Source organism: Klenkia sesuvii, from assembly GCF_037083825.1.
GTDB lineage: Bacteria > Actinomycetota > Actinomycetes > Mycobacteriales > Geodermatophilaceae > Klenkia > Klenkia sesuvii.
This window is the reverse complement of the sequence record NZ_JBAPLU010000013.1, coordinates 75,046-100,461: the sequence shown is the minus strand read 5'-3', so window position 1 is coordinate 100,461 and position 25,416 is coordinate 75,046. Positions and strand designations below refer to the sequence as shown.

The 25,416-nt window shown below is 74.8% G+C and carries 27 protein-coding genes; 17 read left to right on the top strand and 10 right to left on the bottom strand.

What is annotated here, in order from left to right; all coding sequences use genetic code 11:
• The first annotated feature begins 27 nt into the window (after nucleotides 1–27).
• Both galT and galK read left to right on the top strand, forming a co-directional pair.
• On the top strand, nucleotides 28–1,101 hold the full coding sequence (gene galT / locus TEK04_RS13815) for a galactose-1-phosphate uridylyltransferase (protein ID WP_336404925.1): 1,074 nt from the start codon (nucleotides 28–30) through the stop codon (nucleotides 1,099–1,101).
• Nucleotides 1,098–2,195 carry a galactokinase gene (gene galK, locus TEK04_RS13810; RefSeq protein ID WP_336404924.1) on the top strand — a complete coding sequence of 366 codons (1,098 nt, stop codon included), beginning with the start codon at nucleotides 1,098–1,100 and terminating at the stop codon, nucleotides 2,193–2,195. Before galT ends, galK begins: the two co-directional genes overlap by 4 nt.
• Before the next feature lie 125 nt (nucleotides 2,196–2,320).
• Here galK and TEK04_RS13805 read toward each other — a convergent pair whose 3' ends face one another.
• Nucleotides 2,321–3,055 (bottom strand): mechanosensitive ion channel family protein, encoded by a 735-nt coding sequence (locus TEK04_RS13805; RefSeq protein ID WP_336404923.1) that lies wholly within the window; start codon nucleotides 3,053–3,055, stop codon nucleotides 2,321–2,323.
• A gap of 180 nt (nucleotides 3,056–3,235) precedes the next feature.
• Between TEK04_RS13805 and TEK04_RS13800 the strand changes: the two genes are divergently transcribed.
• Together TEK04_RS13800 and TEK04_RS13795 are read left to right on the top strand one after the other, a co-directional pair.
• Nucleotides 3,236–4,915, top strand: coding sequence for a sodium:solute symporter family protein (locus TEK04_RS13800; protein ID WP_336404922.1), 1,680 nt, complete (start codon nucleotides 3,236–3,238; stop codon nucleotides 4,913–4,915).
• A gap of 10 nt (nucleotides 4,916–4,925) precedes the next feature.
• Nucleotides 4,926–5,189, top strand: a complete 264-nt coding sequence (locus tag TEK04_RS13795; RefSeq protein WP_336404921.1) for a hypothetical protein — start codon at nucleotides 4,926–4,928, stop codon at nucleotides 5,187–5,189.
• 15 nt (nucleotides 5,190–5,204) lie between these two features.
• On the opposite strand, the gene TEK04_RS13790 is transcribed toward TEK04_RS13795, so the two are convergent.
• A complete protein-coding gene (locus tag TEK04_RS13790) occupies nucleotides 5,205–5,894 on the bottom strand; it encodes an IclR family transcriptional regulator (RefSeq protein WP_432277343.1) in 690 nt (229 codons plus the stop codon).
• A gap of 83 nt (nucleotides 5,895–5,977) precedes the next feature.
• On the opposite strand from TEK04_RS13790, the gene leuC reads away from it, so the two are divergent.
• Both leuC and leuD read left to right on the top strand, forming a co-directional pair.
• Nucleotides 5,978–7,390, top strand: a complete 1,413-nt coding sequence (leuC, locus tag TEK04_RS13785; RefSeq protein ID WP_336404919.1) for a 3-isopropylmalate dehydratase large subunit — start codon at nucleotides 5,978–5,980, stop codon at nucleotides 7,388–7,390.
• Entirely contained in the window at nucleotides 7,390–7,983 is a 594-nt protein-coding gene (leuD, locus tag TEK04_RS13780; RefSeq protein ID WP_336404918.1) for a 3-isopropylmalate dehydratase small subunit, read from the top strand. The genes leuC and leuD overlap by 1 nt, the downstream gene beginning before the upstream one ends.
• 100 nt (nucleotides 7,984–8,083) lie before the next feature.
• Here the strand turns inward: leuD and TEK04_RS13775 are convergent, their stop codons facing one another.
• The 3 genes from TEK04_RS13775 to TEK04_RS13765 are packed head-to-tail and all read right to left on the bottom strand — an operon-like array spanning nucleotide 8,084 to nucleotide 11,856.
• Complete coding sequence (locus TEK04_RS13775) at nucleotides 8,084–9,013, bottom strand: NUDIX hydrolase (protein WP_336404917.1); 930 nt, start codon at nucleotides 9,011–9,013, stop codon at nucleotides 8,084–8,086.
• A complete protein-coding gene (locus tag TEK04_RS13770; protein WP_336404916.1) occupies nucleotides 8,997–11,069 on the bottom strand; it encodes an RNA degradosome polyphosphate kinase in 2,073 nt (690 codons plus the stop codon). Before TEK04_RS13770 ends, TEK04_RS13775 begins: the two co-directional genes overlap by 17 nt.
• Before the next feature lie 37 nt (nucleotides 11,070–11,106).
• Nucleotides 11,107–11,856, bottom strand: coding sequence for a CofC family guanylyltransferase (locus TEK04_RS13765; RefSeq protein ID WP_336404915.1), 750 nt, complete (start codon nucleotides 11,854–11,856; stop codon nucleotides 11,107–11,109).
• Between the two features lie 307 nt (nucleotides 11,857–12,163).
• Here TEK04_RS13765 and TEK04_RS13760 point away from each other — a divergent pair, with 307 nt between their 5' ends.
• The 7 genes from TEK04_RS13760 (at nucleotide 12,164) to TEK04_RS13730 (ending at nucleotide 19,088) form a co-directional block, all read left to right on the top strand.
• Complete coding sequence (locus TEK04_RS13760; protein WP_336404914.1) at nucleotides 12,164–14,014, top strand: HNH endonuclease signature motif containing protein; 1,851 nt, start codon at nucleotides 12,164–12,166, stop codon at nucleotides 14,012–14,014.
• Nucleotides 14,015–14,111: 97 nt separating this feature from the next.
• A complete protein-coding gene (locus tag TEK04_RS13755) occupies nucleotides 14,112–14,318 on the top strand; it encodes a hypothetical protein (protein ID WP_336404913.1) in 207 nt (68 codons plus the stop codon).
• A 69-nt stretch (nucleotides 14,319–14,387) separates the two neighbouring features.
• Nucleotides 14,388–15,194, top strand: a complete 807-nt coding sequence (locus TEK04_RS13750) for a lysophospholipid acyltransferase family protein (RefSeq protein ID WP_336404912.1) — start codon at nucleotides 14,388–14,390, stop codon at nucleotides 15,192–15,194.
• The gene (locus TEK04_RS13745) at nucleotides 15,191–16,186 is read left to right on the top strand and encodes an NAD(P)H-dependent glycerol-3-phosphate dehydrogenase (RefSeq protein ID WP_336404911.1); all 996 of its coding nucleotides are present in this window, start codon (nucleotides 15,191–15,193) and stop codon (nucleotides 16,184–16,186) included. The genes TEK04_RS13750 and TEK04_RS13745 overlap by 4 nt, the downstream gene beginning before the upstream one ends.
• The gene (locus TEK04_RS13740; RefSeq protein ID WP_336404910.1) at nucleotides 16,183–17,310 is read left to right on the top strand and encodes a cystathionine gamma-lyase; all 1,128 of its coding nucleotides are present in this window, start codon (nucleotides 16,183–16,185) and stop codon (nucleotides 17,308–17,310) included. The genes TEK04_RS13745 and TEK04_RS13740 overlap by 4 nt, the downstream gene beginning before the upstream one ends.
• Nucleotides 17,311–17,334: 24 nt before the next feature.
• Nucleotides 17,335–18,444: a D-alanine--D-alanine ligase family protein gene (locus TEK04_RS13735; protein ID WP_336404909.1), complete on the top strand. Its 1,110-nt coding sequence runs from the start codon at nucleotides 17,335–17,337 to the stop codon at nucleotides 18,442–18,444.
• On the top strand, nucleotides 18,441–19,088 hold the full coding sequence (locus tag TEK04_RS13730) for a DUF7373 family lipoprotein (RefSeq protein ID WP_336404908.1): 648 nt from the start codon (nucleotides 18,441–18,443) through the stop codon (nucleotides 19,086–19,088). The genes TEK04_RS13735 and TEK04_RS13730 overlap by 4 nt, the downstream gene beginning before the upstream one ends.
• A 15-nt stretch (nucleotides 19,089–19,103) precedes the next feature.
• On the opposite strand, the gene TEK04_RS13725 is transcribed toward TEK04_RS13730, so the two are convergent.
• From TEK04_RS13725 to TEK04_RS13715, 3 genes are all read right to left on the bottom strand, one after another.
• On the bottom strand, nucleotides 19,104–19,415 hold the full coding sequence (locus TEK04_RS13725) for a YchJ family protein (protein WP_432277342.1): 312 nt from the start codon (nucleotides 19,413–19,415) through the stop codon (nucleotides 19,104–19,106).
• A 68-nt stretch (nucleotides 19,416–19,483) separates the two neighbouring features.
• Nucleotides 19,484–19,993, bottom strand: a complete 510-nt coding sequence (locus TEK04_RS13720; protein WP_336404906.1) for a DUF3515 family protein — start codon at nucleotides 19,991–19,993, stop codon at nucleotides 19,484–19,486.
• 116 nt (nucleotides 19,994–20,109) lie between these two features.
• Nucleotides 20,110–20,343 (bottom strand): Lrp/AsnC ligand binding domain-containing protein, encoded by a 234-nt coding sequence (locus TEK04_RS13715; protein WP_091065957.1) that lies wholly within the window; start codon nucleotides 20,341–20,343, stop codon nucleotides 20,110–20,112.
• Nucleotides 20,344–20,450: 107 nt separating this feature from the next.
• Between TEK04_RS13715 and TEK04_RS13710 the strand changes: the two genes are divergently transcribed.
• Genes TEK04_RS13710 through TEK04_RS13700 form a run of 3 tightly spaced genes read left to right on the top strand, consistent with a single transcriptional unit; the run spans nucleotide 20,451 to nucleotide 22,598 of the window.
• On the top strand, nucleotides 20,451–21,473 hold the full coding sequence (locus TEK04_RS13710; protein ID WP_336404905.1) for a thiamine-phosphate kinase: 1,023 nt from the start codon (nucleotides 20,451–20,453) through the stop codon (nucleotides 21,471–21,473).
• A complete protein-coding gene (locus tag TEK04_RS13705; RefSeq protein ID WP_336404904.1) occupies nucleotides 21,460–21,957 on the top strand; it encodes a GNAT family N-acetyltransferase in 498 nt (165 codons plus the stop codon). The genes TEK04_RS13710 and TEK04_RS13705 overlap by 14 nt, the downstream gene beginning before the upstream one ends.
• Complete coding sequence (locus tag TEK04_RS13700; protein WP_336404903.1) at nucleotides 21,957–22,598, top strand: cytidylate kinase-like family protein; 642 nt, start codon at nucleotides 21,957–21,959, stop codon at nucleotides 22,596–22,598. The genes TEK04_RS13705 and TEK04_RS13700 overlap by 1 nt, the downstream gene beginning before the upstream one ends.
• On the opposite strand, the gene TEK04_RS13695 is transcribed toward TEK04_RS13700, so the two are convergent.
• Both TEK04_RS13695 and rpmB read right to left on the bottom strand, forming a co-directional pair.
• On the bottom strand, nucleotides 22,570–23,187 hold the full coding sequence (locus TEK04_RS13695) for a TetR/AcrR family transcriptional regulator (protein ID WP_336404902.1): 618 nt from the start codon (nucleotides 23,185–23,187) through the stop codon (nucleotides 22,570–22,572). The two genes, TEK04_RS13700 and TEK04_RS13695, sit on opposite strands and share 29 nt — an antisense overlap.
• Nucleotides 23,188–23,344: 157 nt before the next feature.
• Nucleotides 23,345–23,527 (bottom strand): 50S ribosomal protein L28, encoded by a 183-nt coding sequence (rpmB, locus tag TEK04_RS13690; protein ID WP_432277341.1) that lies wholly within the window; start codon nucleotides 23,525–23,527, stop codon nucleotides 23,345–23,347.
• A gap of 151 nt (nucleotides 23,528–23,678) precedes the next feature.
• Between rpmB and TEK04_RS13685 the strand changes: the two genes are divergently transcribed.
• Nucleotides 23,679–25,415: a DAK2 domain-containing protein gene (locus TEK04_RS13685; protein WP_336404900.1), complete on the top strand. Its 1,737-nt coding sequence runs from the start codon at nucleotides 23,679–23,681 to the stop codon at nucleotides 25,413–25,415.
• Nucleotide 25,416: the final 1 nt, after the last annotated feature.

Here is a 25,416-nt window from a genome sequence, read left to right as displayed (position 1 = left end):
CCCACGGATTTGTTAACGTTCACAATCGTGATCAGCACCACGCGTCACCTCGCCGACGGCCGCGAGGTCGTCTACTTCGACAGCGTCCCCACCGCGCGGGAGGCGGTCGACCCGCGGGATCTCCCACCGGTGGCGACCGCCTCGCAGGTCCGCTTCGACCCGCTGCTGGGCGAGTGGGTGGTCATCGCCGCGCACCGGCAGACCCGCACCTTCCTGCCACCGGCCGACCAGTGCCCGCTGTGCCCGTCGACGCCCGAGCGGGCCACCGAGCTCCCCGAGGCCGACTACGAGGTCGCGGCCTTCGAGAACCGCTTCCCGTCGCTGTCCACCGAGGTCGACCGCGCCGTCCCCGCGCACGCCGAGGGCAACCCGCTGGTCGCGCTGCGCCCGGGCGAGGGGCGCTGCGAGGTCATCGTGTTCACCAGCGACCACCACCGGTCCTTCGCCGACCTCGGGCGTGGACGTGCCCGGCTGGTCGTCGACGCGTGGGCCCACCGCACCGAGGCGTTGTCGGCGCTCCCGGGCGTGGAGCAGGTGTTCCTGTTCGAGAACCACGGCGAGGAGATCGGGGTGACGCTGTCGCACCCGCACGGGCAGGTGTACGCCTACCCGTTCCTGGCCCCACGCGTGCAGAAGATCCTCGGCCAGGTCGGCGCGTACGAGGGCGACCTCTTCGCCGACGTCCTGGCCGCCGAGCGCTCGGGTCCGCGGGTGGTCCGCGCCAACGAGCACTGGACGGCGTTCGTGCCGGCCGCCGCACGCTGGCCCTACGAGCTGCAGCTGTTCCCGCACCGCCGGGTGCCCGACGTCGCGGCGCTCACCGACGCCGAGCGCGACGCGTTCGTCGAGATCTACCTCGACGTGCTGGGCCGCTTCGCGCACCGCTTCGACGAGCCGATGAACTACATCTCGTCCTGGAACCAGGCCCCGGTGCACGACGGCCGCGACGAGTGGTGGTTGCACCTGCAGCTGTTCAGCTTCCGCCGGGCGCCGGGCAAGCTGAAGTACCTCGCCGGCTCGGAGTCGGGCATGGGTGCCTTCGTGTCCGACACCTCGCCCGAGGGGGCCGCGGAGGCGCTGCGCGCGGTGGTCCTGCCGTGACCGGTTTCGCGGACGTCTTCGACACCGCCCCCGAGGGCGTGTGGCTGGCCCCGGGCCGGGCCAACGTGATCGGCGAGCACACCGACTACAACGACGGCTTCGTGCTGCCGATGGCCCTCCCGCACCGCGTGCTCGCGTCGGTGGCCCGGCGGACCGACGGCCTGCTCCGCATCGCGTCCGTGCAGCAGCCGGGTTCGGTCGTCGAGCTGCCGATGAGCGAGGTCCGGGCCGGTCACCCGGCCGGCTGGGCCGGGTACGTCGCCGGCGTCGCCGAGCAGTTCGACCTGCCGGGCGGGCTGTCGGTGCTCGTCGACGGCGACGTCCCCGCCGGTGCCGGGTTGTCCTCGTCGGCCGCGGTGACCTGCTCGGTGGCCCTCGCCCTGCGCGACCTGCTGCGCCCCGACCTCCCGGTCGACGCGCTCGTCGACGTCGCCCGGCGGGCGGAGAACGACTTCGTGGGCGCGCCCACCGGCATCCTCGACCAGTCGGCCTCGCTGCTGTGCGAGGCCGGCCACGCGCTGTTCCTGGACACCCGCGACCGCAGCCGGCGGCAGGTGCCACTGGACCTGGCCGCGGCCGGCCTGGCCATGCTCGTGGTCGACACCGGGCACGCCCACTCCCACGCCGACGGCGGGTACGGGGACCGGCGCCGCGAGTGCGAGGCGGCCGCGGCCGCCCTGGGCGTCCCGGCGCTGCGCGACGCCACGCCCGACGCGGTCGAGGGCCTGGCCGACGACGTGCTGCGTCGCCGCGCCCGGCACATCGTCACCGAGAACGCCCGCGTGCTCGAGGTGGTCGGCCTGCTCACCGGTGGGGGCGACCCGCGGGCCGTCGGGCCCGTGCTGACCGCGGGGCACGTCTCCCTGCGCGACGACTTCGAGATCTCCACGCCGGAACTCGACGCGGTCGTGGGGACCGCGCTCGCGCACGGTGCGCACGGGGCGCGGATGGTGGGCGGCGGGTTCGGCGGCAGCGCGGTCGTGCTGGTGGACGCCGCGGACGTCGACCGGGTGGCGGCCGCCGTCCAGCCCGCGGGTGGCAGCTACCGCACGTTCGTCGCCGTCCCGTCACCCGGGGCGCACCGGGTCGCCTAGCGCCACCGTCGAGCACCAACCCATCGAGCACGAGTCCAACCAGCACCACGGGGACCGGCACGGGACGGCGGACGTCCCGGGTGGGCGCTGGGCCACCCGGGACGCCCGCCGTCGAACCGGGGCGATCAGCTGCGGTACTGCTGCGCCTCGTCGCGGACGGCGGTCGCGGCGTCGGGGGTGTCCTCGACCTCGCGGCGGTCAGCCGGGGCCTCGGCCTCGACCTTGTCCAGGACCTTCTCCCAGCGGGCGCGCATCGGGACGATGCCGCCACCACCCACGGCCACGACGACGACGCCCACGACGGCGGCGAGCGTGGCGTAGAGGACGGCGTTGACCACGTTCTGGGCGATCTGCAGCTGGTCGAGGGCGGCGATGACGGCCAGCGCCAGGATGACCACGGACGCGGCGTTGGCCAGCACCCGGGCGTAGGAGAGCGAGCCGAGGGCGTTCTGCACCAGCAGCTTGGCGCCGGCGGCGATGGCCGACCCGATGACCAGGATGAGGATGGCGACGAACACACGCGGCAAGTAGCCGATGACCGCGGACAGGTAGTCGCTGATCGGGTTCTGGCCGAAGACCCCGAAGGCGGTCGACAGCACGAACAGCATCACGGCGTAGAAGACGATGCGGGCCAGGATCTCGGCGGCGTCGTACTGCGAGCGGGCCAGCAGGCGCTTGATGCCCCCGCGCTCGACGGCGCGCTCGAACCCGACCCGCTCCAGGGCCTTCACGAGGACCTTCTCGAGCGCCTTGGCCACGAAGTAGCCGATGGCCAGGATGACGACGAACAGCAGCAGGCGCGGCAGGAACTGCAGGACGGTGTCCAGGGCGTCGCGGGTGGACTGTCCGATGTCGTTCATGAGCTCTCCTCGACGGGGTGCACACCACGCCGGGGCTGCCGGAATGGGCCCCCGGCCGACCCGGGGTGCGGGGCATCCGGTGCCCGACAACCCGATCGCGAAACATCTTTCCTACGACGTAAGGCAGTTGGTCGGCGGCTCCGAGGTGCGGAACGCAACCGTCCCCTCCATGATCACGAGGTGCTCCTCACCGCCGCGGACGACACGTTCCGCCTGGACGCCAACCTGGTCGACTACCTGCTGGTCGCGATGTACTTCGCGGTCGTCATCGCGATCGGGTTCGCCGCCCGCCGCCGGGTCAGCGACTCGATCGACTTCTTCCTGTCCGGGCGGTCGCTGCCGGCGTGGGTGACGGGGTTGGCGTTCGTGTCGGCCAACCTGGGCGCGGTCGAGATCATCGGCATGTCGGCCAACGGTGCGCAGTACGGCCTGCCCTCGATGCACTACTTCTGGATCGGCGCCGTGCCGGCCATGCTCTTCCTGGGCGTGGTGATGATGCCCTTCTACTACGGGTCGAAGGTGCGCAGCGTCCCGGAGTTCATGCGCCGCCGGTTCGGCACCGGGGCGCACCTGGTCAACGCGATCAGCTTCGCCGTCGCCCAGGTGCTCATCGCCGGGATCAACCTGTTCCTGCTGGCCACCGTGGTCAACGTGCTGCTGGGCTGGCCCCTGTGGGTGTCGCTGGTGGCGGCCGCGGCGATCGTGCTCAGCTACATCACCCTGGGCGGGCTGTCGGCGGCGATCTACAACGAGGTGCTGCAGTTCTTCGTCATCGTCGCGGCGCTGGTGCCGTTGACCTGGATCGGGTTGTCCAAGGTGGGCGGGTGGAGCGGCCTGGTCGACCGGATCACCGCCTCCGGCGGCGCCGAGCAGCTCGACAGCTGGCCGGGGGAGGAGCTGTCGGGCTTCTCCTCGCCCATCTGGTCGATCGTCGGGATCGTCTTCGGTCTCGGGTTCGTGCAGTCCTTCGGCTACTGGACGACGAACTTCGTCGAGGTGCAGCGGGCGATGGCGACCAAGTCGATGTCGGCGGCGCGCAGCACGCCGATCATCGCGTCGTTCCCGAAGATGTTCATCCCGTTCGTGGTGGTCATCCCGGGGATGATCGCCGGGGTCGCGGTGTCGGAGGTCGTGGCGCTCAAGGCCGGGGAGGACGCCGGGGTCGAGTACAACGACGCGATCCTGCTGCTCATCCGCGACGTGCTGCCCAACGGTCTGCTCGGCGTCGCGATCGCTGGTCTGCTGGCCTCGTTCATGGCCGGCATGGCGGCCAACATCTCGGCCTTCAACACCGTCTTCAGCTACGACCTGTGGCAGACCTACGTCAAGAAGGACCGGCCCGACGGCTACTACCTGGCCGTGGGCAGGTGGGCCACCGTCGGGGCCACGGTCGTCGCGATCGGCACCGCGCTCATCGCCAGCGGGTTCTCCAACCTCATGGACTACCTGCAGACGCTGTTCGGGTTCTTCAACGCGCCGCTGTTCGCCACGTTCATCCTCGGCATGTTCTGGAAGCGCATGACCCCGACCGCCGGGTGGGTCGGCCTGGTCGCCGGCACCGTGTCGGCGGTGGCGGTGTTCGTCGCCAACGAGGTCGGGGTGTTCACCCTCCCCGGGCAGGGCGCGGCCTTCGTCGCCGCCGGGACGGCGTTCGTCGTGGACATCGTGGTCAGCGTCGCCGTCACGATGGTCACCGCGCCCAAGCCGGTGTCCGAGCTGGCCGGCCTGGTCTACTCCGAGACGCCCAAGGAGGTGCGCACCGACCCCGACGCGCACCGCCTGCCCTGGTACCAGTCCCCGACGAAGCTGGCCGGCATCGCGCTGGTCATGGTCGTCGTCCTCAACGTGATCTTCGACTGAGAGGCCCGTCGTGAGCGAGCAGCAGAAGCACACCGCCGGTGCCTTCGACGTCCGCAACGTCATCGCCGCGCTGATCGGTGCCTACGGCGTCGTCCTGGTCCTCATGGGCCTGTTCCACGACACCGCCGAGGAGTCCGAGCGCACCGGCGGCCTGGCCGCCAACCTGTGGGCCGGCATCGCGATGGTCGCTTTCGCGGCCGCCTTCGCGCTGTGGGCCCGGCTGCGCCCGGTCGTCGTCGACCCGCCGTCCGAGCCGACTGACGGGGAGGGCTAGGACCGCCCGCGCGTCTCAGCGGACGGCGCGGCCGATGGCGACGGCGGCGTCGAGCACCGCGCCGACCACCTCGGGGCTCGGACGGCGACCCAGGCGCTCCACCGGGCCGGACACCGACACCGCGCCCAGCACCCCGCCGGTGGCGTCGCGCACCGGGGCGGACAGCGACGCCACGCCCGGCTCCCGTTCGGCGACGCTGTGCGCCCAGCCGCGCCGACGGACGTCGAGCAACGTGCGCGCGGTGAACGAGGACGCGGGCAGCAGCGGGGTGACCTCGTCGGCGGGGGCGAAGGCGAGCAGGGCGTGCGCGGCGGAGCCCGCGGTCATGGGCAGGCGGGCGCCGACCGGGACGGTGTCGCGCAGGCCGGTCAGCCGCTCGGCGGCGGCGACGCACACCCGGACCGCGCCGTCGCGGACGTAGAACTGGGCGCTCTCGCCGCTGGCGTCGCGCAGGGTCACCAGGTGCCGGGTGGCGGCGTCGGCCAGCCGGTCGGCCAGGCCGGCGCCGCCGCGACCCAGCTCGGCCAGGGCTGCGCCCGGGGCCCAGGACCCGTCGGGGAGGCGGCGCACCAGGCGGTGGCCCTCGAGCGCGACGGCCAACCGGTGGGCGGTCGCGCGGGGCAGGCCGGTGCGCTCGACCAGCTCGGCGAGGGTGGCCGGCTCGGACGCCACGGCGTGCAGGATCGACACCGCTTTGTCCAGCACGCCGACGGGGTTAGGCTGTCCCACGAGCTGATACTTGCATCCCACACAATGGGAAGGCAAACCGAGCCGGAGGAGGCGCAGCCGTGGGACGGACCCTGGCGCAGAAGGTCTACGAGCAGCACGTGGTGCGGCGCACCGAGGGCGAGCCCGACCTTCTCTACATCGACCTGCACCTGGTGCACGAGGTCACCAGCCCGCAGGCCTTCGACGGGTTGCGCGCGGCCGGGCGCACCGTGCGCCGTCCGGACCTGACGATGTCGACCGAGGACCACAACGTCCCGACGACCGACCTGCTCGCCCCCATCGCCGACCCGGTCAGCCGGGCCCAGGTCGAGGCGCTGCGGCAGAACACCGCCGAGTTCGGCATCCGGCAGGCGCCGATGGGCACCCGCGACCAGGGCATCGTGCACGTCATCAGTCCGCAGCTGGGGCTCACCCAGCCCGGCATGACCATCGTGTGCGGCGACAGCCACACCTCCACGCACGGCGCCTTCGGCGCGCTGGCCTTCGGCATCGGCACCAGCGAGGTCGAGCACGTGCTGGCCACCCAGACGCTGCCGCAGCGCCCCGCCAAGCAGATGTCGGTGCGCGTCGACGGCCAGCTGCCGGTCGGCGTGACCTCGAAGGACATCATCCTGGCCGTCATCGCCGAGATCGGCACCGGCGGTGGCCAGGGGCACGTCATCGAGTACCGCGGCAGCGCGATCGAGGCGCTGTCGATGGAGTCGCGGATGACGATCTGCAACATGTCGATCGAGGCCGGTGCCCGCGCCGGGCTGATCGCCCCCGACGAGACGACCTTCGCCTACCTGGCCGGCCGCGACCACGCCCCGACCGGTGACGACTGGGACGCCGCCGTCGCCGCCTGGCGCGAGCTGCGCACCGACGACGACGCCGTCTTCGACCGCGAGGTCGTCATCGACGCCGCGTCGCTCACCCCCTACGTCACCTGGGGCACCAACCCCGGGCAGGGCCTGCCGATCGGTGCCTCGGTGCCCGACCCGGCCTCGTTCACCGACGAGTCCGAGCGCGACGCCGCCGAGTCGGCACTGGCCTACATGGGCCTGACCGCCGGCACCCCGCTGCGCGAGATCGGCGTCGACACCGTCTTCCTCGGCTCGTGCACCAACGGCCGCATCGAGGACCTCCGGGTCGCCGCCGAGCTGCTGCGCGGCCAGCACGTCGCCGAGGGCACCCGCATGCTCGTCGTCCCCGGGTCGGTGGCGGTCAAGCAGCAGGCCGAGGAGGAAGGCCTGGACGCCGTCTTCACCGCCGCCGGGGCCGAGTGGCGCGGGGCGGGGTGCTCGATGTGCCTGGGCATGAACCCCGACCAGCTGTCCCCGGGCGAGCGGTCGGCGTCGACGTCCAACCGCAACTTCCAGGGCCGACAGGGCAAGGGCGGCCGCACCCACCTGGTGTCGCCCGCCGTCGCCGCGGCCACCGCCCTCACCGGGAAGCTGACCGCCCCGGCCGATCTGCAGGGAGCAGCTGTCTGATGGACGCCTTCACCACCCACACCGGCACCGCCGCCCCGCTGCGGCGCAGCAACGTCGACACCGACCAGATCATCCCGGCCGAGTACCTCAAGCGGATCACCCGCACCGGGTTCGAGGACGGCCTGTTCGTCGCGTGGCGCACCAACGAGCCCGACTTCGTGCTCAACAAGCCCGAGTACGCCGACGCCTCGATCCTGGTCGCCGGGCCCGACTTCGGCACCGGGTCCTCGCGCGAGCACGCCAACTGGGCGCTGCTCGACGGCGGGTTCAAGGTCGTCATCAGCCCGCGCTTCGCCGACATCTTCCGCAACAACTCGACCAAGTCCGGCCTGCTCACCGTGGTGCTGCCGGCCGCCGACGTCGAGGCGCTGCAGGACGCCTGCGAGGCCGACCCCGCGCTGCCGGTGACCGTCGACCTGGTCCAGCGGGAGGTCCGTTGGGCCGACCGCACCGTCGGGTTCGAGATCGACGACTACACCCGCTGGCGGCTGCTGGAGGGGCTCGACGACATCGGTCTCACCGAGCGGCACCTCGACGACGTCGACGCCTTCGAGGCCGCCCGGCCCAGCTGGAAGCCCCGCACGCTGGCCTGACGCCGTCGGCGGCACCGGAGGCCGTCGTCCCACCCGGGGACGGCGGCCTCCGTCGTCCCCGGGACCCGGCGGTGCCCGCCGGCCCGGCCTGCTGGCCGGCTCAGGAGGGGGCGTCGGGGTCGGCCGGGAAGTCGCGGTAGTAGTCGGCCAGCAGCGCACCGGGGCGGCCGCCGAGCACCCAGGCGCTGCCCTTGGCCGAGGGCGGCCACAGCGAGCCCGTCGTCCCCGGGTACCGGACCCCCAGGGCCATCAGGATCGACGGGATCGCCCCGCCCTGGCTGCACACGAGGGTGACCCCGGGTGACGGTCGGGGCTCGAGCCAGCTCTCGACCAGGTCGACCCCGGCCTGGGGGTCGTCGCCGAAACCCTCCTCGCCCAGCTCGGGCACCTCACCGACCGGGAGGCCCAGCTGCTCGGCGAGCGGGGCCACGGTCTGCCGGCAGCGCACCGGCGGAGCGGCGAGCACCTCGGTCGGGGCGAACGCGGTGAGCACCTCGGCCAACCGCCGCGCCTGGGACCGGCCGCGGCCGTCGAGCGGGCGCAGGTCGTCCGGGCCGTCGAAGTCGGCCCGCTCCCCGGCGCTGGCGTGCCGCACGAGCACCAGGGTCGGGGTGCGGGGGACGTCGGTGCGCGCCAGGTCGGCCAGCACCGCCGCGTCGTGCGGGTGGGTCACCAGCGACGACGCCGCGGGCACGGGCAGCCAGCGCAGCTCGTCGACCTCGTCGTTGGCGACGAACTCGCCGCCGACGTGCTGCATCGTCCAGTAGTCGACGCGCTTGGGGCCGTGCCGGTGGGTGTAGCGGGTCTGCACGCTGCGCCGTCCGACGGCGACGTCCAGGCCGGTCTCCTCGCCCACCTCGCGGACGGCGGCCTGCAGCGGGTGCTCCCCGGCGTCCAGCTTGCCCTTGGGCAGCGACCAGTCGTCGTACTTGGGCCGGTGCACGACGGCGGTCTCCAGGACGCCGCCGGCACCGGTCCGCCACACCGCGCCGCCGGCGGCCGGCTGCAGCCGCTCAGCCAGCGAGCTCACCGGCCATCACCCGCGCCTGGAAGTCGTGCTGGCCGGTCTGCGTCCAGCCGCCGTCGGCGCCGAGGGAGAAGCTGCGGACGTCGTCGGCCATGGCGCCGTCGAACATGCGCTGGAGCTGGTCCTGGGCGTGCTGGTCGCTGATGCGCAGCAGCACCTCCACGCGACGGTCGAGGTTGCGGTGCATGAGGTCTGCGCTGCCCAACCACCACTCGGGCGAACCGTCGTTGGCGAAGTGGCAGACCCGCGAGTGCTCGAGGAAGCGGCCCACGATGGACCGCACCCGGATGTTCTCGCTCAGCCCGGGCACCTGGGGCCGCAGCGCGCAGATGCCGCGGATCCACAGCTCCACCGGCACGCCCGCCGCCGAGGCCTCGTAGAGGGCGTCGATGAGCTGTTCGTCGACCAGCGAGTTGACCTTGATGCGGATGCCGGCGGGGCGGCCCTCGGCGGCGTGCCGGGCCTCGCGGCGGATCTTCTCCAGCAGCCCGGCGCGGATGCCGTGCGGGGCCACCAGCAGCGAGCGGTAGGTGGTCTGCCGCGAGTAGCCGGTGAGGGTGTTGAACAGGTCGGTCAGGTCGGCGCCCACCCGTGGGTCGGCGGTCAGGATGCCGAGGTCCTCGTAGATGCGCGCGGTCTTGGGGTTGTAGTTGCCGGTGCCGATGTGGCAGTACCGCCGCAGGACGCCGTTCTCGCGCCGCACCACCAGCGCGGTCTTGCAGTGCGTCTTCAGGCCGACGAGGCCGTAGACGACGTGGCAGCCCGCCCGCTCGAGCGTCTTGGCCCAGCTGATGTTGGCCTCCTCGTCGAAGCGGGCCTTGATCTCGACCAGGACGACGACCTGCTTGCCGGCCTCGGCGGCCTCGATGAGCGCCTGCACGATGGGGGAGTCGCCCGAGGTGCGGTACAGCGTCTGCTTGATCGCCAGCACGTGCGGGTCGGCGGCGGCCTGCTCGATGAAGCGCTGCACGCTGGTGGCGAACGAGTCGTAGGGGTGGTGCACCAGCACGTCGCCCTCGCGCAGGGTGGCGAAGAAGCTCTTGGGTGCCTCGCCGTCGGCCAGCCTCGGGTGCGTGCCGGGCACGAACGGCTCGTCCTTGAGCTCGGGCCGGTCCAGGCCGTAGAGCGCCATGAGCGAGGCCAGGTCCAGCAGACCCGGCACGTGCAGCACGTCGGCGGGGGAGACCTCGAGCTCGTGCAGCAGGACGTCGAGGATTTGCGGGTCCATCGAGTCGGTCACCTCGAGCCGGACGGCGGGGCCGAAGCGCCGCCGCTGCAGCTCGCGCTCCAGGGCCTGCAGCAGGTCCTCGTCGCGGTCCTCCTCCACCTCGACGTCGGCGTTGCGGGTGACCCGGAACAGGTGGTGGTCGATGACGTCGAGGCCGGGGAACAGCTGACCGAGGTGGGCGGAGATGAGGTCCTCGAGCGGCAGGAACACCGACTCCTCGTCCTCGGTGTGCACCGGGACGAAGCGCGGCACGTTGTCGGGGACCTTCACGCGGGCGAAGCGCGGGGCGCCGGTCTCGGGGTCGCGCACCGACACGGCGAGGTTCAGCGAGAGCCCCGAGATGTAGGGGAAGGGGTGCGCGGGGTCGACGGCCAGCGGGGTGAGCACGGGGAAGACCTGGTCGCGGAAGTACTCGCGCAGGCGCATCGACTCGGCGTCGCCCACCTCGCCCCAGTGCACGATGCGGATGCCGTTCTCCTCCAGCCGCGGCAGCACGTCGTCGACGAACACCCCCGCGTGCCGGGCGACCAGCTCCTGGGTGCGGGTCGCGATTCGGGCCAGCTGCTCACGGATGGTGAGGCCGTCGGGGGAGCGCACGGTCAGGCCGGTGTTCTGCCGCCGCTTCAACCCGGCGATGCGCACCATGAAGAACTCGTCGAGGTTGCTGGCGAAGATCGACAGGAACTTCACGCGCTCGAGCAGGGGCGCGTCGGCGTCCTCGGCCAGTTCCAGCACCCGGGCGTTGAAGTCCAGCCAGGACAGCTCGCGGTTGAGGAAACGGTCGGTGTGCTGGCCGGCGGGGGTCACCGGCTCGGTCTGGGTGTCGGACACGCCGACATCCTCGCCTACTCAGGTGAACGGCTGACGATCACGCACAGGCGCGGGGTGCCCGCTCCGCCGTGCGGGGGCCGCAGCCCAGGTGGAGGGCCTGCGCGAGGTGGGCCGGCGTGTCGACGTCGCGGCGCAACCCGGGCCACGCGCCGCCGAGGGGAACGGCCCCCGACGCCGCGTGCGCCGCCGCCGACCCCGGCCCGAAGGCCGGCTCCAGCGGACCGTCCGTGGTGGCGAGCAGCACCGTGCCGGTGCCCTCCGCGTCGGGGACCGACGACCGCGGGAGCGCGGCCGCCAGACCCAGGGCCTCGGCCAGCTCGGCGGGGCGCAGCGCCGGCAGGTCGGAGTGCAGGGCTGCCAGGCGGACGGCGGGGCCGGCCTGCTGCGCATCGTCGGTGAGGGTCCGGTCGACGGCGTCCGCTGTCCGGTTCCGGCGGACGGCGGCTCGGGTCCGGCGGACGGCGGCCTCGGCCCGGGTCGGGTGGACGGCGGCCTCGGCCCGGGACCGCCGGAGGACGGCGTCGGCGTGGGCCAGCGCGGGGTTGAGGCCGGCCGGGGCGCCCGCGAGCACCCGGGCTCCCAGCTCCGTCGCCACGGCCGCCGCCCGGGCGTCGTCGGTCACCACCCACAGATCGGCGACCACCGGGCAGGCTGCGACGGCGTCCAGGGTGTCCCCGAGCAGGGCCAGGACCAGCTCGTCGTGGTCGCGCCGCGAGCCGGTTGGGCCCAGGCGGGTCTTCGCGTCGGTCAGCCCCTTGGCGGGGACGACGACGGACCAGCGCTGCACACGGTCACGTTGCCACAGCGCGCCGAGGTGCACCGTGCGCCCTGGGCCGGCGCGGCCGGCCGAGCGCCGATCCCTGGCTGCCGCCGATCCCTGTCTGCCGCAGCGTTGATCAGGTGGGTGCACAGGAGTCCATCCCCCTCCACGAGCGTTGGTGGAGGGGGATTGACTTTCGTGCGCCCCCCTGATCGAGGACGGCGCCCGACGGCGTCGCGGGTCACGGACCGTGGCCACCACGTTGCGGAGAATTACCTGCTCACAGGCCTGTTCTGGGCCCGTTCCTGTCAGACCCACCTGGTCGAATGGCTCCATGACGACGGGCCGGCGGTTCTGGGTGGAGGTGCTCCCTCGCTTCGCCGCGCCCGTCGACCCGCCTGCTGCCGAGGGGGCGGTGCCGCGGTTGACCGCGCTCGCCGTGGCGGCGGGCCTGGACGGCGCGGAGCTGGACGCGGAGTTGGCGTCGGTGCACCGGCAACGCTCCTCGCTGGCGGCGTACGAGCTGGGTCTGATCGAGCGCAAGGCCGCACTCGGTGCCCGGCAGCCGTTGCCGTTCGCGCCCGTCGCCCGCGCCGGGTCGGTGACCGATCTCCTGGACGAGGAAGAAGCACTGCAGGCGTGCGATGACTTCCTGCCCGAGGAGGTGGCGGTGCTGCTGGGCACCTCGGTGCCCTCGACCCGCTACCACGTCGAGTACGCCCTCACCCTCGTCCGGCAGCTGCCGGCGGTGTGGCATGCGCTGGCCGACCAGCGGATCGACGAGTCAGCGGCACGGGCGATCGTCAAGGCCCTGAAGCACCAAGCCGCCTCGGCCGGTGGCCCGGTCGACGACGGCATCGTCGATGCGCTGGCCGGGTGCGGTGTCGGGTGGGCCGAGCGAGGCTGCGGCCCGACCGCGCTGCACGACCGCCTGCTCGCCGCGCTGATCGCCGCCGACCCTGCCGCGGCCGACCGGCGGCGGGAGACCAGCAAACGCGGCGCTGATGCCATCGTGGTGCCCACCGGCGACGGGCTGGGCGAGCTGCGGCTGCTGCACGTCGACGTCGCCGACCTGAAGCTGGCCCGCGCCCAGGTCAACGCCTACGCGCGGGCGTTGAAGGCCGACGGTGACGAGCGGCCGATCGGGCAGATCCGGATCGCGGTGATCCTGGCGCTGATCATGCGGCCGTGGGAGGCCCGGGACCCGGCGGTGGCGCACCTGACGGTCAACGCCGACCTGGCCGACCTGCTGCTGCCCGACCTCGAGGACCTCATCCCCGACGACCCCTGCGACGAGGACGCGACGACCAGCGACGAGGCCACCGACAGTGAGGCCACCGACGACGAGGCCACCGACGACGAGGCCACCGACGGCGAGGCCACCGACGACGAGGCCACCGACGACGAGGCCGCCGACGACGAGGCCGCCGACGGCGAGGCCGCGCCCGGCGAGACCGCCCGCGTGGGCACCCAGGATCGCGAGGGTGCTGCCGGCGCGGACGCCCAGGCCGGCGGCGGCGATCTGGCCGCCAGCAGCATGCGGCCCGATGCTCAGGGGACAGGTCTGCCCGGGGCCGAGGGGACAGGTCTGCCCATTGTCGGGTCGCAGGTCGGTGACGTCGACGGGCAGCCCGTCAGCCCGGCCGCGGTCAAGGAGCTGCTGCGCCGCATCGACGCCCTCGGCCTCACCCACCCCGCAGGTGGGCACCTGGCCTTCACCATCACCGGCACCGACCGACGACTGCTCGCGGTGGCCACCCCCGAAGAACTCGAAGCCGCCGCCCGCACCGGCCACGGCCTCGGACCACCACCCGCCACCCCCACCTACCGGCCCACCGCAGCCCAGTACCGGTACCTGCGCGCCCGCGACCGGCACTGCCGCTTCCCCGGCTGCCGCCAGACCGCTCTGCGCACCGAAGCCGACCACGTCGTCCCCTACGACCACCGCAACCCCGCCCGCGGCGGCCGCACGTGCGTCCGCAACCTGGCCCTGCTGTGCAAGCGGCACCACCTGCTCAAGACCCACGCCCCCGGCTGGGCCTTCCGCCTCGACCCCGACGGCACTCTGCACGTCACCACCCCCGGCGGCACCACCCGCACCACCACACCACCGGCCGCCGACGACGTCCTCGACCTCCTCGCACCACCACCCCACGACCCCACCGCAGACCCGCCGCCCTTCTGACGGACCGGCAGGGTGGTGTGCCAACGACAGGTGAACAGATCAGGTCAGTGGCGTGACCACGAGTGTGTGCTGCCGCCGGGACCTCTAGCGTCTGGTCGTGAGTGTCGGTGGATGGGTCGTGGTGCTGCTCGTCGTGCTGGCCGTCGTCGTGCTCGGCGGTCTGCTGCTGCGCCGGGCGGTCCGCCGCCGGCGGCAGGGTTGGTACGACGTCGACGGCAGCGGGCCGAGCAGCACCGACGCCCGCGGCGCGGTCAACCGCAACAGCTGGATGCTCGGCGGGGGCGGCGGAGGCGGCGGGGGCTGATCCGCCGCAGTCGTCGGTCCAACGACCCCGTTCCACCACCCGCGGGGTGTGACGGGGCAAACTGGCCGGGTGAGCCGCGACCTCGACCGCCCCCCGGGTACCTCCTGGCCCCGGCGCCGGTGGCGGCCCCGCCCGCGCCTGGACTGGTCGCTGGCCATGTGCCTGGCCGTCGTGTGGCCGGTCACCACGGTGCTGTACGACCTGCGGCTGCGCCACGCCGAACGCATCCCGGCCACCGGCGGCGTGCTGCTGGTCGCCAACCACGTGTCCGTGCTCGACCCGCTGTCCTGCGCGATGCTGGTCTACGACGCCGGCCGGGTGCCCCGGTTCCTGGCCAAGCACGCCGTGTTCAAGGGCCTGGCCGGCACCATCCTGCGGTCGGCCGGGCAGATCCCGGTCTACCGCGGCACCTCCGCCGCCCAGTCGTCGATGAGCGCCGCGGAGCAGGCCCTCGCCGACGGCGAGGTCGTCATCATCTACCCCGAGGGCTCGGTCACCCGCGACCCCGACTGGTGGCCCATGGAGCCCCGCAGCGGCGCGGCCCGCCTGGCCCTCGCCTCCGACGCCGTCGTCGTCCCCCTGGCCCAGTGGGGCCCCCAGCGGGTGCACGACTACCACGAGAAGAAGCTCCACCTGAGGTTGCGCACCCGCGCGGACTACCTCGTCGGCGAGCCCGTCGACCTCGACGACCTGCGTGCCCAGGTGCGCGCCGGCCGGCCGGTCACCGCCGCCTTGCTGCACGAGACCACCGACCGCCTCATGGGCCGGGTGCGCGCCCAGCTCGGCGAGGTCCGCGGCGAGCAGCCCCCGCGGGCGGTCCACCCCCGGCCGGGTCGCACCCCCGGTGACCTGCCGGGCGCGGCGGGCGCCGCGTGACCCGCGCCGCCGTCCTGAGCGCCGGCTCCTGGGGGACGACGTTCGCCAAGGTGCTCGCCGACGCCGGCACCGAGGTCACGCTGCACGCCCGCCGTCCCGAGCTCGCCGCGGCCATCACCGCCGACCGCGAGAACGCCGACTACCTGCCCGGCATCCGGCTGCCCGACGGCATCACCGCCACCGCCGACCCGGCGCAGGCGCTGGACGGCGCCGACCTGGTGGTGCTGAGCATCCCGTCGCAGACCCTGCGCGAGAACCTGGCCGGCTGGGCCCCGCACATCCCCGCGCAGGCCACCCTGCTCTCGCTCATGAAGGGCATCGAGCTCGGCAGCACCCGCCGCATGAGCGAGGTGGTCTGCGAGGTCACCGGCGCCGCGCCCGAGCGGGTCGCGGTGCTCAGCGGACCCAACCTGGCCCGCGAGATCGCCGAGGAGCAGCCGGCGGCCACGGTCGTCGCCTGCACCGACCCCGACCGCCTCGAGGCCCTGCAGGCGGCCTGCCACACCCGCTACTTCCGGCCCTACACCAACCCCGACCTCGTCGGCTGCGAGCTCGGCGGCGCGGTCAAGAACGTCATCGCGCTCGCGGCCGGCGTCGCCGAGGGCCTCGGCTTCGGCGACAACACCCGAGCCTCGCTCATCACCCGCGGTCTGGCCGAGACCGCCCGCCTCGGGCAGGCGCTCGGCGCCGACCCCCTGACCTTCGCCGGTCTGGCCGGGCTCGGCGACCTCGTGGCCACCTGCTCCTCGCCGTTGTCGCGCAACCGCACCTTCGGCGAGCACCTGGGGCGGGGCATGAGCCTCGAGGAGACCGTCGCCGCCACCAAGCAGACCGCGGAGGGCGTCAAGTCCTGCCGGTCGGTGCTCGACCTCGCCCGCGCCCACGGCGTCGAGGTGCCCATCACCGAGGCCGTCGTCCGCGTCTGCCACGACGGGGAGTCCCCGGTGCAGATGGTCCGCGAGATCATGAGCCGCGAGGCGAAGCCCGAGTGACCGCCGACGGCACCCGGGTGGTGCGGGGCGGCGACGAGCCCGTCGTCCCCGGCACCCCACTGCGCCCCAGCCCCGTCTTCGCCGCGCCCTACCACCTCGGCGAGGACCCGCTCGCGGCCGACTTCTACGCCCGGCCCGGGCACCCCACCCTGCGGGTGCTCGAGCGGGCCGTCGGCGACCTCGACGGCGGCGACTGCCTCGTCTTCGCCACCGGCATGGCGGCCATCAGCGCTGCGGTGCTGTCCGTCGTCCGCGCCGGCGACCGGGTCGTCGTCCCCAGCGACGGGTACTACCAGACCCGTGCGCTCGCCGCGGCCGACCTGACCCGGTTCGGCGTCGTCGTCGAGCAGGTGCCGACGCTGGAGATCGCCGACGTCGCGGCCCGCGGCGACCTCGACGGTGCGGCCTTCGTGCTGCTGGAGACCCCGTCCAACCCCCAGCTCGACGTCTGCGACATCGCCGCCGTCGCCGCCGCCACGCAGGCCACGGGGGCCGTGCTCGCCGTCGACAACACCACCGCCACCCCGCTGGGCCAGCGCCCGCTGGAGCTCGGCGCCGACCTCGCCCTGGCCGCCGACACCAAGGCCCTGACCGGCCACAGCGACCTGCTCATGGGGCACGTCTCCACCGCCCGCACCGACCGCGGCCGCGAGCTGCACACCCGCCTGAAGGGGTGGCGCGACCGCACCGGCAACGGCCCCGGCGCCTTCGACGCCTGGCTGGCCCACCGCTCGCTGTCCACCCTCGACCTGCGACTGACCCGCCAGGCGCAGACCGCGGCCGCCGTCGCCGAGCTGCTCGCCGCCCACCCCGCGGCCACCGGCGTGCGCTGGCCCGGCCGGGTCGCCGACCCCTCGTACCCGATCGCGTCCCGGCAGATGCGGCGCATGAACGGCGTCGTGTCGGCCACCCTCGCCGACGAGGCCGCCGTGCACGCCCTGGTGCGGCACAGCGACCTGTGGCTGGCCGCCACCAGCTTCGGCGGGGTGCACTCCACCGTCGACCGCCGCGCCCAGTGGGGCGGGGATGCCGTGCCCGCCGGTTTCGTCCGGTTCTCCTGCGGGATCGAGGACACCGACGACCTCGTGGCCGACCTCGGCGCGGCGCTGGACGCGCTCGTCTGACCGCGGCCGATAGGGTCCCCGACGATGACCGATCAGCCGCGCAGGACCAGGGTCGCCGTCGTCTTCGGGGGGCGGAGCGCCGAGCACGCGATCTCCTGCGTCTCGGCCGGCAGCGTCATGGCCGCCATGGACCCCGACCGCTACGACGTGGTGCCCGTGGGCATCACCCGCGACGGCCGCTGGGTGCTGCACGACGGCAGCGGCCTGGCCATCGTCGACGGTCGCCTGCCCGAGGTCACCGGCGGGACGGCGGTCGCGCTGGTGGGCGACCCCACCGGTCGCGGTCTGCTGCCCCTGGGGGGCGGCTCCCCGCTGGTCGAGGTCGACGTCGTCCTCCCGGTGCTGCACGGCGCCTTCGGCGAGGACGGCACCGTCCAGGGCCTGCTGGAGATGAGCGGCCTGCCCTACGTGGGCTCCGGGGTGTTCGCCTCCGCGGCGAGCATGGACAAGGAGTTCACCAAGAAGCTGCTCACCGCCGCGGGCATCGAGCAGGGGGACCACGTCGTGCTGCGCGACGCCGCGGGGGCGCTCACCGCCGACCCGTCGGCGCTCACCCAGGCCCACCGCGACCGGCTCGGCCTGCCGGTGTTCGTGAAGCCCTCCCGCGCCGGCTCGAGCATCGGCATCACCAAGGTCGCCGACTGGGCCGACTTCGACGCCGCCGTCGCCACCGCGGCCGCGGTGGACGCCAAGGTGGTCGTCGAGGCCGCCGTCCCCGGTCGCGAGGTCGAGTGCGGAGTGCTGGCCGGCCGCGACGGCGGCCTCCCCGAGACCAGCCTGCCCGCCGAGATCCGGCTCAAGGACGGCGTCGACTGGTACGACTTCGACGCCAAGTACCTCGACGACGCGGTCGACTTCGACGTGCCCGCCCGCCTCACCCCCGAGCAGACCGCCGCCGTGCAGGAGGTGTCCCGCCGCGCCTACCTGGCCCTGGACTGCCAGGGCCTGGCCCGGGTCGACTTCTTCCTGGGCACCGACCCGGTCACCGGCGCCGACCGGCTGGTGGTCAACGAGGTCAACACCATGCCCGGGTTCACCCCCATCTCGATGTTCCCGCGCATGTGGGCGGCCAGCGGCGTCGCCTACCCGGAGCTGGTGGACCGCCTCGTGACCGGCGCACTGGGCCGGGGGTGACCCGCCGCGCCCACGCCGTGCCTGCGCTCGTGGCCGCGGCGCTGCTCCCGGGGTGCTCGTCGGTGGTGCCGGGCACGGCGACCCCGGTGGCCACCGCCGCGGTGGGGGCGATGCCGCAGGACGTCGACGGCCTGGGCGACCTGGTGCTCACCGACGTCCCGGCCGGGTTGCCGCGGTTGCCCGACGACGAGCTCGACCCCCCGGCCGGCGCCAAGTCCCTCGAGGACGTCGCCGGGTACGCCGAGGACGCCGAACGCGAGGCCGACGTCCTCGACGACTACGGCTACCGCTGGGGCTGGGAACGGTTCTGGGGTGCCGACGACGCGATCACCACCGTCTTCGTCGACCAGTTCGACGGCCCGGACGGCGCCACCTCCTACGCCGCCGACCTGGCCCGCAACGACACCGACTACTACGGCGGGAACCCCGACCGCGAGCCCGACGAGCTGCCCGCGGGCTGCGCGACGCTCGCGGTCCAGCACCCCGCCGAGGACACCGGGCTCACCGGCCCCGCGGCGTTCGCCTGGTGCGCGCACGGGCCCTTCACGGTCTCCGTAGCCGTGACGGCGGAGTCCACCGATGCCGCACGCGACCAGGTCGAGCAGCTGGTCGACGAGCAGCTGGACCGCCTGCCCCGCGGCTGACTGCGGCTGACCAGGTCAGCCCGTGGCGACGCCGTCGAGGTAGTGCCACCGTCCGCCGACCTTCGTGAAGCGACTGCGCTCCTGCTGGATGCCGGGCCGGCCGTCCCTCCGGTGCGAGGCGCGGAACTCCACGACGCCCTCGGCGGCCAGCAGCCCACCACCCTGGACGTCCAGGATGTCCAGACCCGTCCAGCGGATGTCCTCGTCGAGCTCGAGCGACGGGGGACGCGTGTCCGGGTGCCAGGTGGCCACCAGGTAGCCGGGGTCGCCGACGACGAAGGCGCTGTAGCGGGAGCGCATGAGCGCCTCGGCCGTGGGCGCGGGCACCGTGCCGTCGTGGCGAGGACCGCAGCACTCGTCGTAGGGCAGCCCGGTGCCGCACGGGCAGCGGCTGCTCACGCGGCCGGGACGGCGCTGACGATGGCCGGCCCGAGCGCGGCCGCGGCGGCCCCGTCGGTGCTCGCCGGGATCCGCAGCTCCACGGCCACCTGGCGGCCGACCGTGCGCCACACGTTCACCGTCGGGTCCGAGGTGTCGACCCACCAGGTGAGGTCGGTGACCGTGACGAGCAAGCCGTCCGGTGGGACCGCCGGTTGGTCGATGCCGCAGACCAGGACGGTCGCCGGGTCGCCCCAGGCGTAGGCGTAGGGCGAGTCGGAGGCGACCCGGCGCGACGGGTCGCCGACCAGGTCGAGCGGCAACTGGCTCATCAGGCCCGGGCAGGTCGCGTCGGCCTCCGGGGTGATGGGTGGGGTGTCGACCTCGACCGGGCTGTCGTCGCGCTGGGTCGGGGTCGCCCCCGCCACGGCGGCCGCGCCGCCGTCGTCGTCCGAGCCGTCCGGTCCGAGCACCCGGACCAGCACCAGCAGCACGACCACCACCGGGACGGCGACGGCCGTCGCCACCAGGGCGGCCCGTCGCGTCGGGTCGGCCGACCGGCGGCGCCCCGTGCTGCCGGTGCCGGCCGCCGGGTCCTCGCCGAGCTCGCCGGTGGGCTGGTCGTCGCTCAGGGCACTCGACCTCAGAGGTTGACGACCGGGCAGGTCAGGGTGCGGGTGATGCCGTCGACGGACTGCACGCGGGCGACCACGAGGCGGCCCAGCTCGTCGACCGACCCGGCCTCGGCGCGCACGATGACGTCGTAGGGACCGGTGACGTCCTCGGCCTTGGTGACGCCGGCGATCCCGCTGATGGTCTGGGCGACCGCGGCGGCCTTGCCGACTTCGGTCTGGATCAGGATGTAGGCGTGGACCACGGGAGAACCTTCTTCGGGCAGGGCGGCGGTGCCGCCATCGGGCCCGGCGGCGCGGCCGCCGGAGCACGGACAGGACGGCAACGTACCCCAGCGCTCCGGGGTGCCCGGTGACTCGCCCCCGACCCGGCACCGGCCCGGGGGACGCCGACACGGTGGGCTCGGTGGGGGAGTTCGGCGTCATCGACCGGGTCGTCGCCCTGGCCGGGACGGCCACGGCCGCGGAGGTCGGGCCGGGGGACGACGCCGCGGTCGTGCGGGCCCCCGACGCACGCGTGGTGGCCAGCACCGACGTGCTCGTGGAGGGTCGGCACTTCCGGCGGGACTGGTCCGCGCCCGAGGACGTCGGGCACAAGGCCGCCGCGGCCAACCTGGCCGACGTCGCCGCGATGGGCGCGGTGCCCACGGCGCTGCTGGTGGGCCTGGCGTGCCCCGCGGACACCCCCACGAGCTGGCTGGAGGGCGTGGCCGCGGGGATGGCCGCCGAGTGCGCGCCGCACGGGGCCGCCGTCGTCGGCGGGGACACGGTGGCCAGCGCCCCCGACAGCTCGGCGGTCGTGCTGTCGGTGACCGTGCTGGGCGACCTGCAGGGCCGGGCGCCGGTGACCCGCGGCGGCGCCCGCCCCGGTGACGTCGTCGCCGTGGCCGGCCGGCTGGGCTGGGCCGCGTGCGGGTGGGCGGTGCTGCGCCGCGGGTTCACCTCCCCGCACGCCGCGGTGGCCGCCCACCGCCGGCCCACCCCGCCCTACGCGGCCGGCCCCGCCGCGGCCGACGCCGGCGCCACGGCCATGTGCGACGTCAGCGACGGCCTGCTCGCCGACGCCGGGCACCTCGCGACCGCCTCGGGGGTGGTGCTGCACCTCGACCGCGGCACGCTGGCCTCGTTCGTGGCACCCGAGGGTCCCCTGGCCCAGGTCGCGGCGGCCCTGGGCGGCGACCCGCTGGCGTGGGTGCTCACCGGGGGCGAGGACCACGCCCTGCTCGCGACCTTCCCCGCCGCCGCGGACCTGCCCGCCGGGTTCGTGCGCATCGGGGTCGTGGAGCCCGGCCGGCCGGGCGTGCTGGTCGACGGGGTCGCCGCGGCCGACGTCGCCGAGGGCCTCGGGGAGCGCAGCGGGCATGTCCACTTCTGACCCGGGTCCGGCGCGGCTGCCCGTGGTGCTGCGCCCCGCCGGCTACGACGACCCGCAGGTGCAGGTCCTCGTGGAGGCCGTGCAGCAGGAGTACGTGGCGCGCTACGGCGGACGCGACGCGATGGAGGTAGACCCGGCCGAGGTCCTCCCACCGCGCGGGCTGCTGCTGGTGGCCGACGTCGACGGCCGGGCCGTGGGCTGCGGCGCCTGGCGGGTGCACACGGTGGGCACGGTGGAGCTCAAGCGGATGTACGTCGTGCCCGCGGCCCGTCGGCGCGGGGTGGCCGAACGGTTGCTGGCCGCGCTCGAGGCGACGGCCCGCGCCGCCGGCCACCGGCGGGTCGTGCTCAACACCGGGGACCGGCAGCCCGAGGCCCTGGCGCTCTACGCCCGGGCCGGGTACACACCGGTGGTCGGGTACGGCGTGTACGCCGACGCCCCCGGCGCGGTGTTCCTCGGCAAGGACGTGGAGGGTGGGGTCTGATGGGGGTCGTCACGGTGTCGGCGACGTTCGGGTGCGGCGGTGCCGACATCGCCCCGGCGGTGGCCGCCCGCCTCGGCCTGCCCTTCCACGACCGGGTCATCCCGGCCCAGGTGGCGCTGCGGATGGGGGTCCCGGTCGAGGAGGCCGAGGCCAACGACGAGAGCGTCGTCCGCGGCCTGTGGCGCGTGGTGGCCTCCCTCGGCACCATGCCCGACCCGGTCGGCGGGGTGCTGCCCGGCGCCGGGGCGGTCGACGAGCGCAGCTTCCGCCTGCACACCGAGCACGTGCTGACCGAGCTCGCCCAGGTGGGCGGGGTGGTGCTGGGCCGGGCGGCGGCCATCGTGCTGGGCGACCGGCCCGACGCGCTGCACGTGCGGCTCGACGGCCCACCGCAGCGCCGGCTCGCGGCCGCCGTGGCCCACCTCGGCCGCCCCGAGGACGACGTCCGGCGGGAGATGCAGGCCACCGACCGGGCCCGCGCGGCCTACGTGCGCCACTACCACCGCTGCGACCCCGCCGAGGCGCGGCTCTACCACCTGGTCGTGGACTCCACCGCCTTCGACCACGACCTCGTGGTCGACCTCGTCGTGGCCGCCGCCCGGGCGCGGGGGATCAGCGGGGGGACAGCAGCGGGAGCATGACGTCGTCGACGACGGCGGGGGCCAGCTCGTCGTCCAGCGGGCGGCCCAGCACCAGCCAGCGCTGCATCACCACCGCGGGGCCGGCCTCGGCCGCGACGCTCCCCAGCCGCGCGGGGTCGACCTCGCCGCGGGCCGCGGCGGCGCCGACGACCGCCACGAACGCGTCCCGCCAGACCCCGAGCGAGCCCTCGCGGAAGGCCGTCGCCAGGTCGGGTTCGTGCTCGAGCACACCGATGACCGCGCGGGAGGCCTGCCCGAGCGGGCCGCGCAGCGTGGCCACCATCGCGCCCACGATCTCCAGCAGGTCCGCGCGCAACGAGCCGGTGTCGGGCACGGCCACCTCGCCCGAGTTCAGCTCGCCGATGGTCTCGGCGACCATCTGCACGCGCGAGGACCACCGCCGGTAGATGCTGGCCTTGCCGACCCGCGCCCGGGCCGCGACGGCGTCCATCGACACCCCGTCCCACCCGCGCTCGGCGAGCAGCTCCAGGACTACGCCCTTCACCGCCTCGTCGACGGCGGGGTCCCGGCGACGGCCGGGACGGGTAGGGGTGTCGTCGGTGGGCTCGGGGTCACGGCGGAACTGCACCACTGCCACGCTAGCCCCCGGCCCCGCGACGCCGGACACGCACCGGCCGGGACCCCGTGGGCGCCGGCCGGGCTCCTCGGACGCCGACGACCCCGGCCGCCGAGGGCGACCGGGGTCGTGGGTGCAGATCGGACCGGGACCCGTGCGGGTCCGCGGCTCAGGCGCGAGTGAGCTTGCCCGCGCGGATGCAGCTGGTGCAGGCGTTCACGCGACGGCGGGTGCCGTTGCCGAGGACGGCCCGGACCGACTGGATGTTCGGGTTCCAACGGCGCGGCGTCCGGCGGTGCGAGTGCGACACCGACATGCCGAAACCGGGCCCCTTGCCACACACGTCGCACACGGCAGCCACGGTGGATCACTCCTAGAGAAGAACGTACGGAAGAAGGGCGGGGACGAGTCACCCGCACGGATTGCTCGTCCACTGTAGCCGGTCGGGGACGGCGGTGTCCGGCGGCCCCGGGGTGTCGGTGGCCACCGGTAACCTCCGGCACGTGCTCACGGCGCTGGACGAGGCCGCGGTCGGCCGGTGGAGCCGGGCCGCCGTCGACGCGCTGCGCGCCACCCGGGGCCGGCTCGACGAGCTCAACGTCTTCCCCGTCCCCGACGGGGACACCGGCACCAACCTGCTGCTCACCGCGCAGGCCGCCGCCGAGGCCGAGGCCGGTGGTGAGCAGGACGACCGGGACGTCCGGGGGGCGGCCTGGACGCGGTGGGCGCGCGGGGCGGTGCTGGGCGCCCGCGGCAACTCCGGCGCCATCCTGGCCCAGCTGCTGGCGGGGCTGGCCGACCGGTTGGCCGGCGTCGCCCAGGTCGACGGCGCGGCCCTGGCGGCCGCGCTGCAGCACGCCGCGCGCAGCGCCTACGAGGCCGTAGCCGAGCCCGCCGAGGGCACCTTCCTCACCGTCGCGCGCACCGGGGCCGAGGCCGCCGCCGCTGCCGTCGCCGAGGGCCGGGACGCCCTGGCCGACGTCGTGCGGGCCGCCGCCGACGGGGCGCGGCGCGCGCTGCACGGCACCACCGACCAGCTCGCCGAGCTGCGCGCGGCGGGGGTGGTCGACGCCGGCGGGGCGGGCTGGTGCGTCGTCCTCGACGCCCTGGTGGCCACCGTCACCGGCACCGAGCCCGACCGGCCGCCGCTGGCCCGCCGAGCCGGGCACACCCCCGGGCAGGCCGTCCGGCACGCCCACCGGCACACCGACGGCCACGGTGCCGCGCACCTGCACGCGCCGGCCCCCGACGCCGGCAGCGAGGTGCAGTTCCTGCTGGCCGACTCCTCCGACGCCGCCGTCGACCGGTTGCGCACCGAGCTGGGCTGGCTCGGGGACTGCCTCGTCGTGGTCGGGGTCGACACCCCCACCGGGCGCGAGTGGAACGTCCACGTGCACGTCCACGACGTCGGGGCCGCGGTCGAGGCCGGCATCCGCGCGGGCCGGCCGCACCACATCTCGGTCACCGCCCTCGCGCCGGTCCCGGTGGTGCCGGTGCGGCCGGGGTCGCGGGTGGTGCTCGCCGTGGTGCCGGCCGGCCCGACCGCCGAGGGCGCCGCCGCGCTGCTGACCGAGGAGGGCGTGCAGGTGCTCACCGTCGACCTGCCCGGCACCGGCGGCCACACCGGCGACCACACCGGCGGCGGCACCGACCGCGCCGGTGACCACACCGCTGACGAGACCGGCGCCGACCGCGTGCGTGCCGCCGTCCGCGAGGCCGCGCTGGCCACCGGCGCCGCCGACCTCGTCCTGCTGCCCGGTGACCCCGCCCTGCTCGGACCCGTCGGCCGGGCGGCCGCCCAGGTGCGCGACGAGGGCCGCGAGGTGGCGGTCGTGCCCACCCGGTCACTGGTGCAGGGCCTGGCCGCGGTGGCCGTGGCCGACCCCCGGTTGCGCTTCGCCGACGACGTCATCGCCATGACCGAGGCGGCCTCGGCCACCCGCTGGGCGGAGGTGCTGCTGGCCGGCACCGAGGCGCTCACCTCCGCCGGTCGTTGCCACCCCGGTGACGCGCTGGGCGTCGTGGAGGGCGAGGTGGTCGTCATCGGGCCCGCCCAGGTCGCGGTCACCTGCGAGCTGCTGGACCGGCTGCTGGCCGGGGGCGGGGAACTGGTCACCCTGCTCGGCGGTCGGCTGGCCGAGGCGGCGGCCACCCACCTCGCCGCCGTGCACCCCACCGTCGAGGTGGCCGTGCACGCCCTGGGGCCCGGCGCGCAGCCGCTGCTCATCGGGGTCGAGTGAC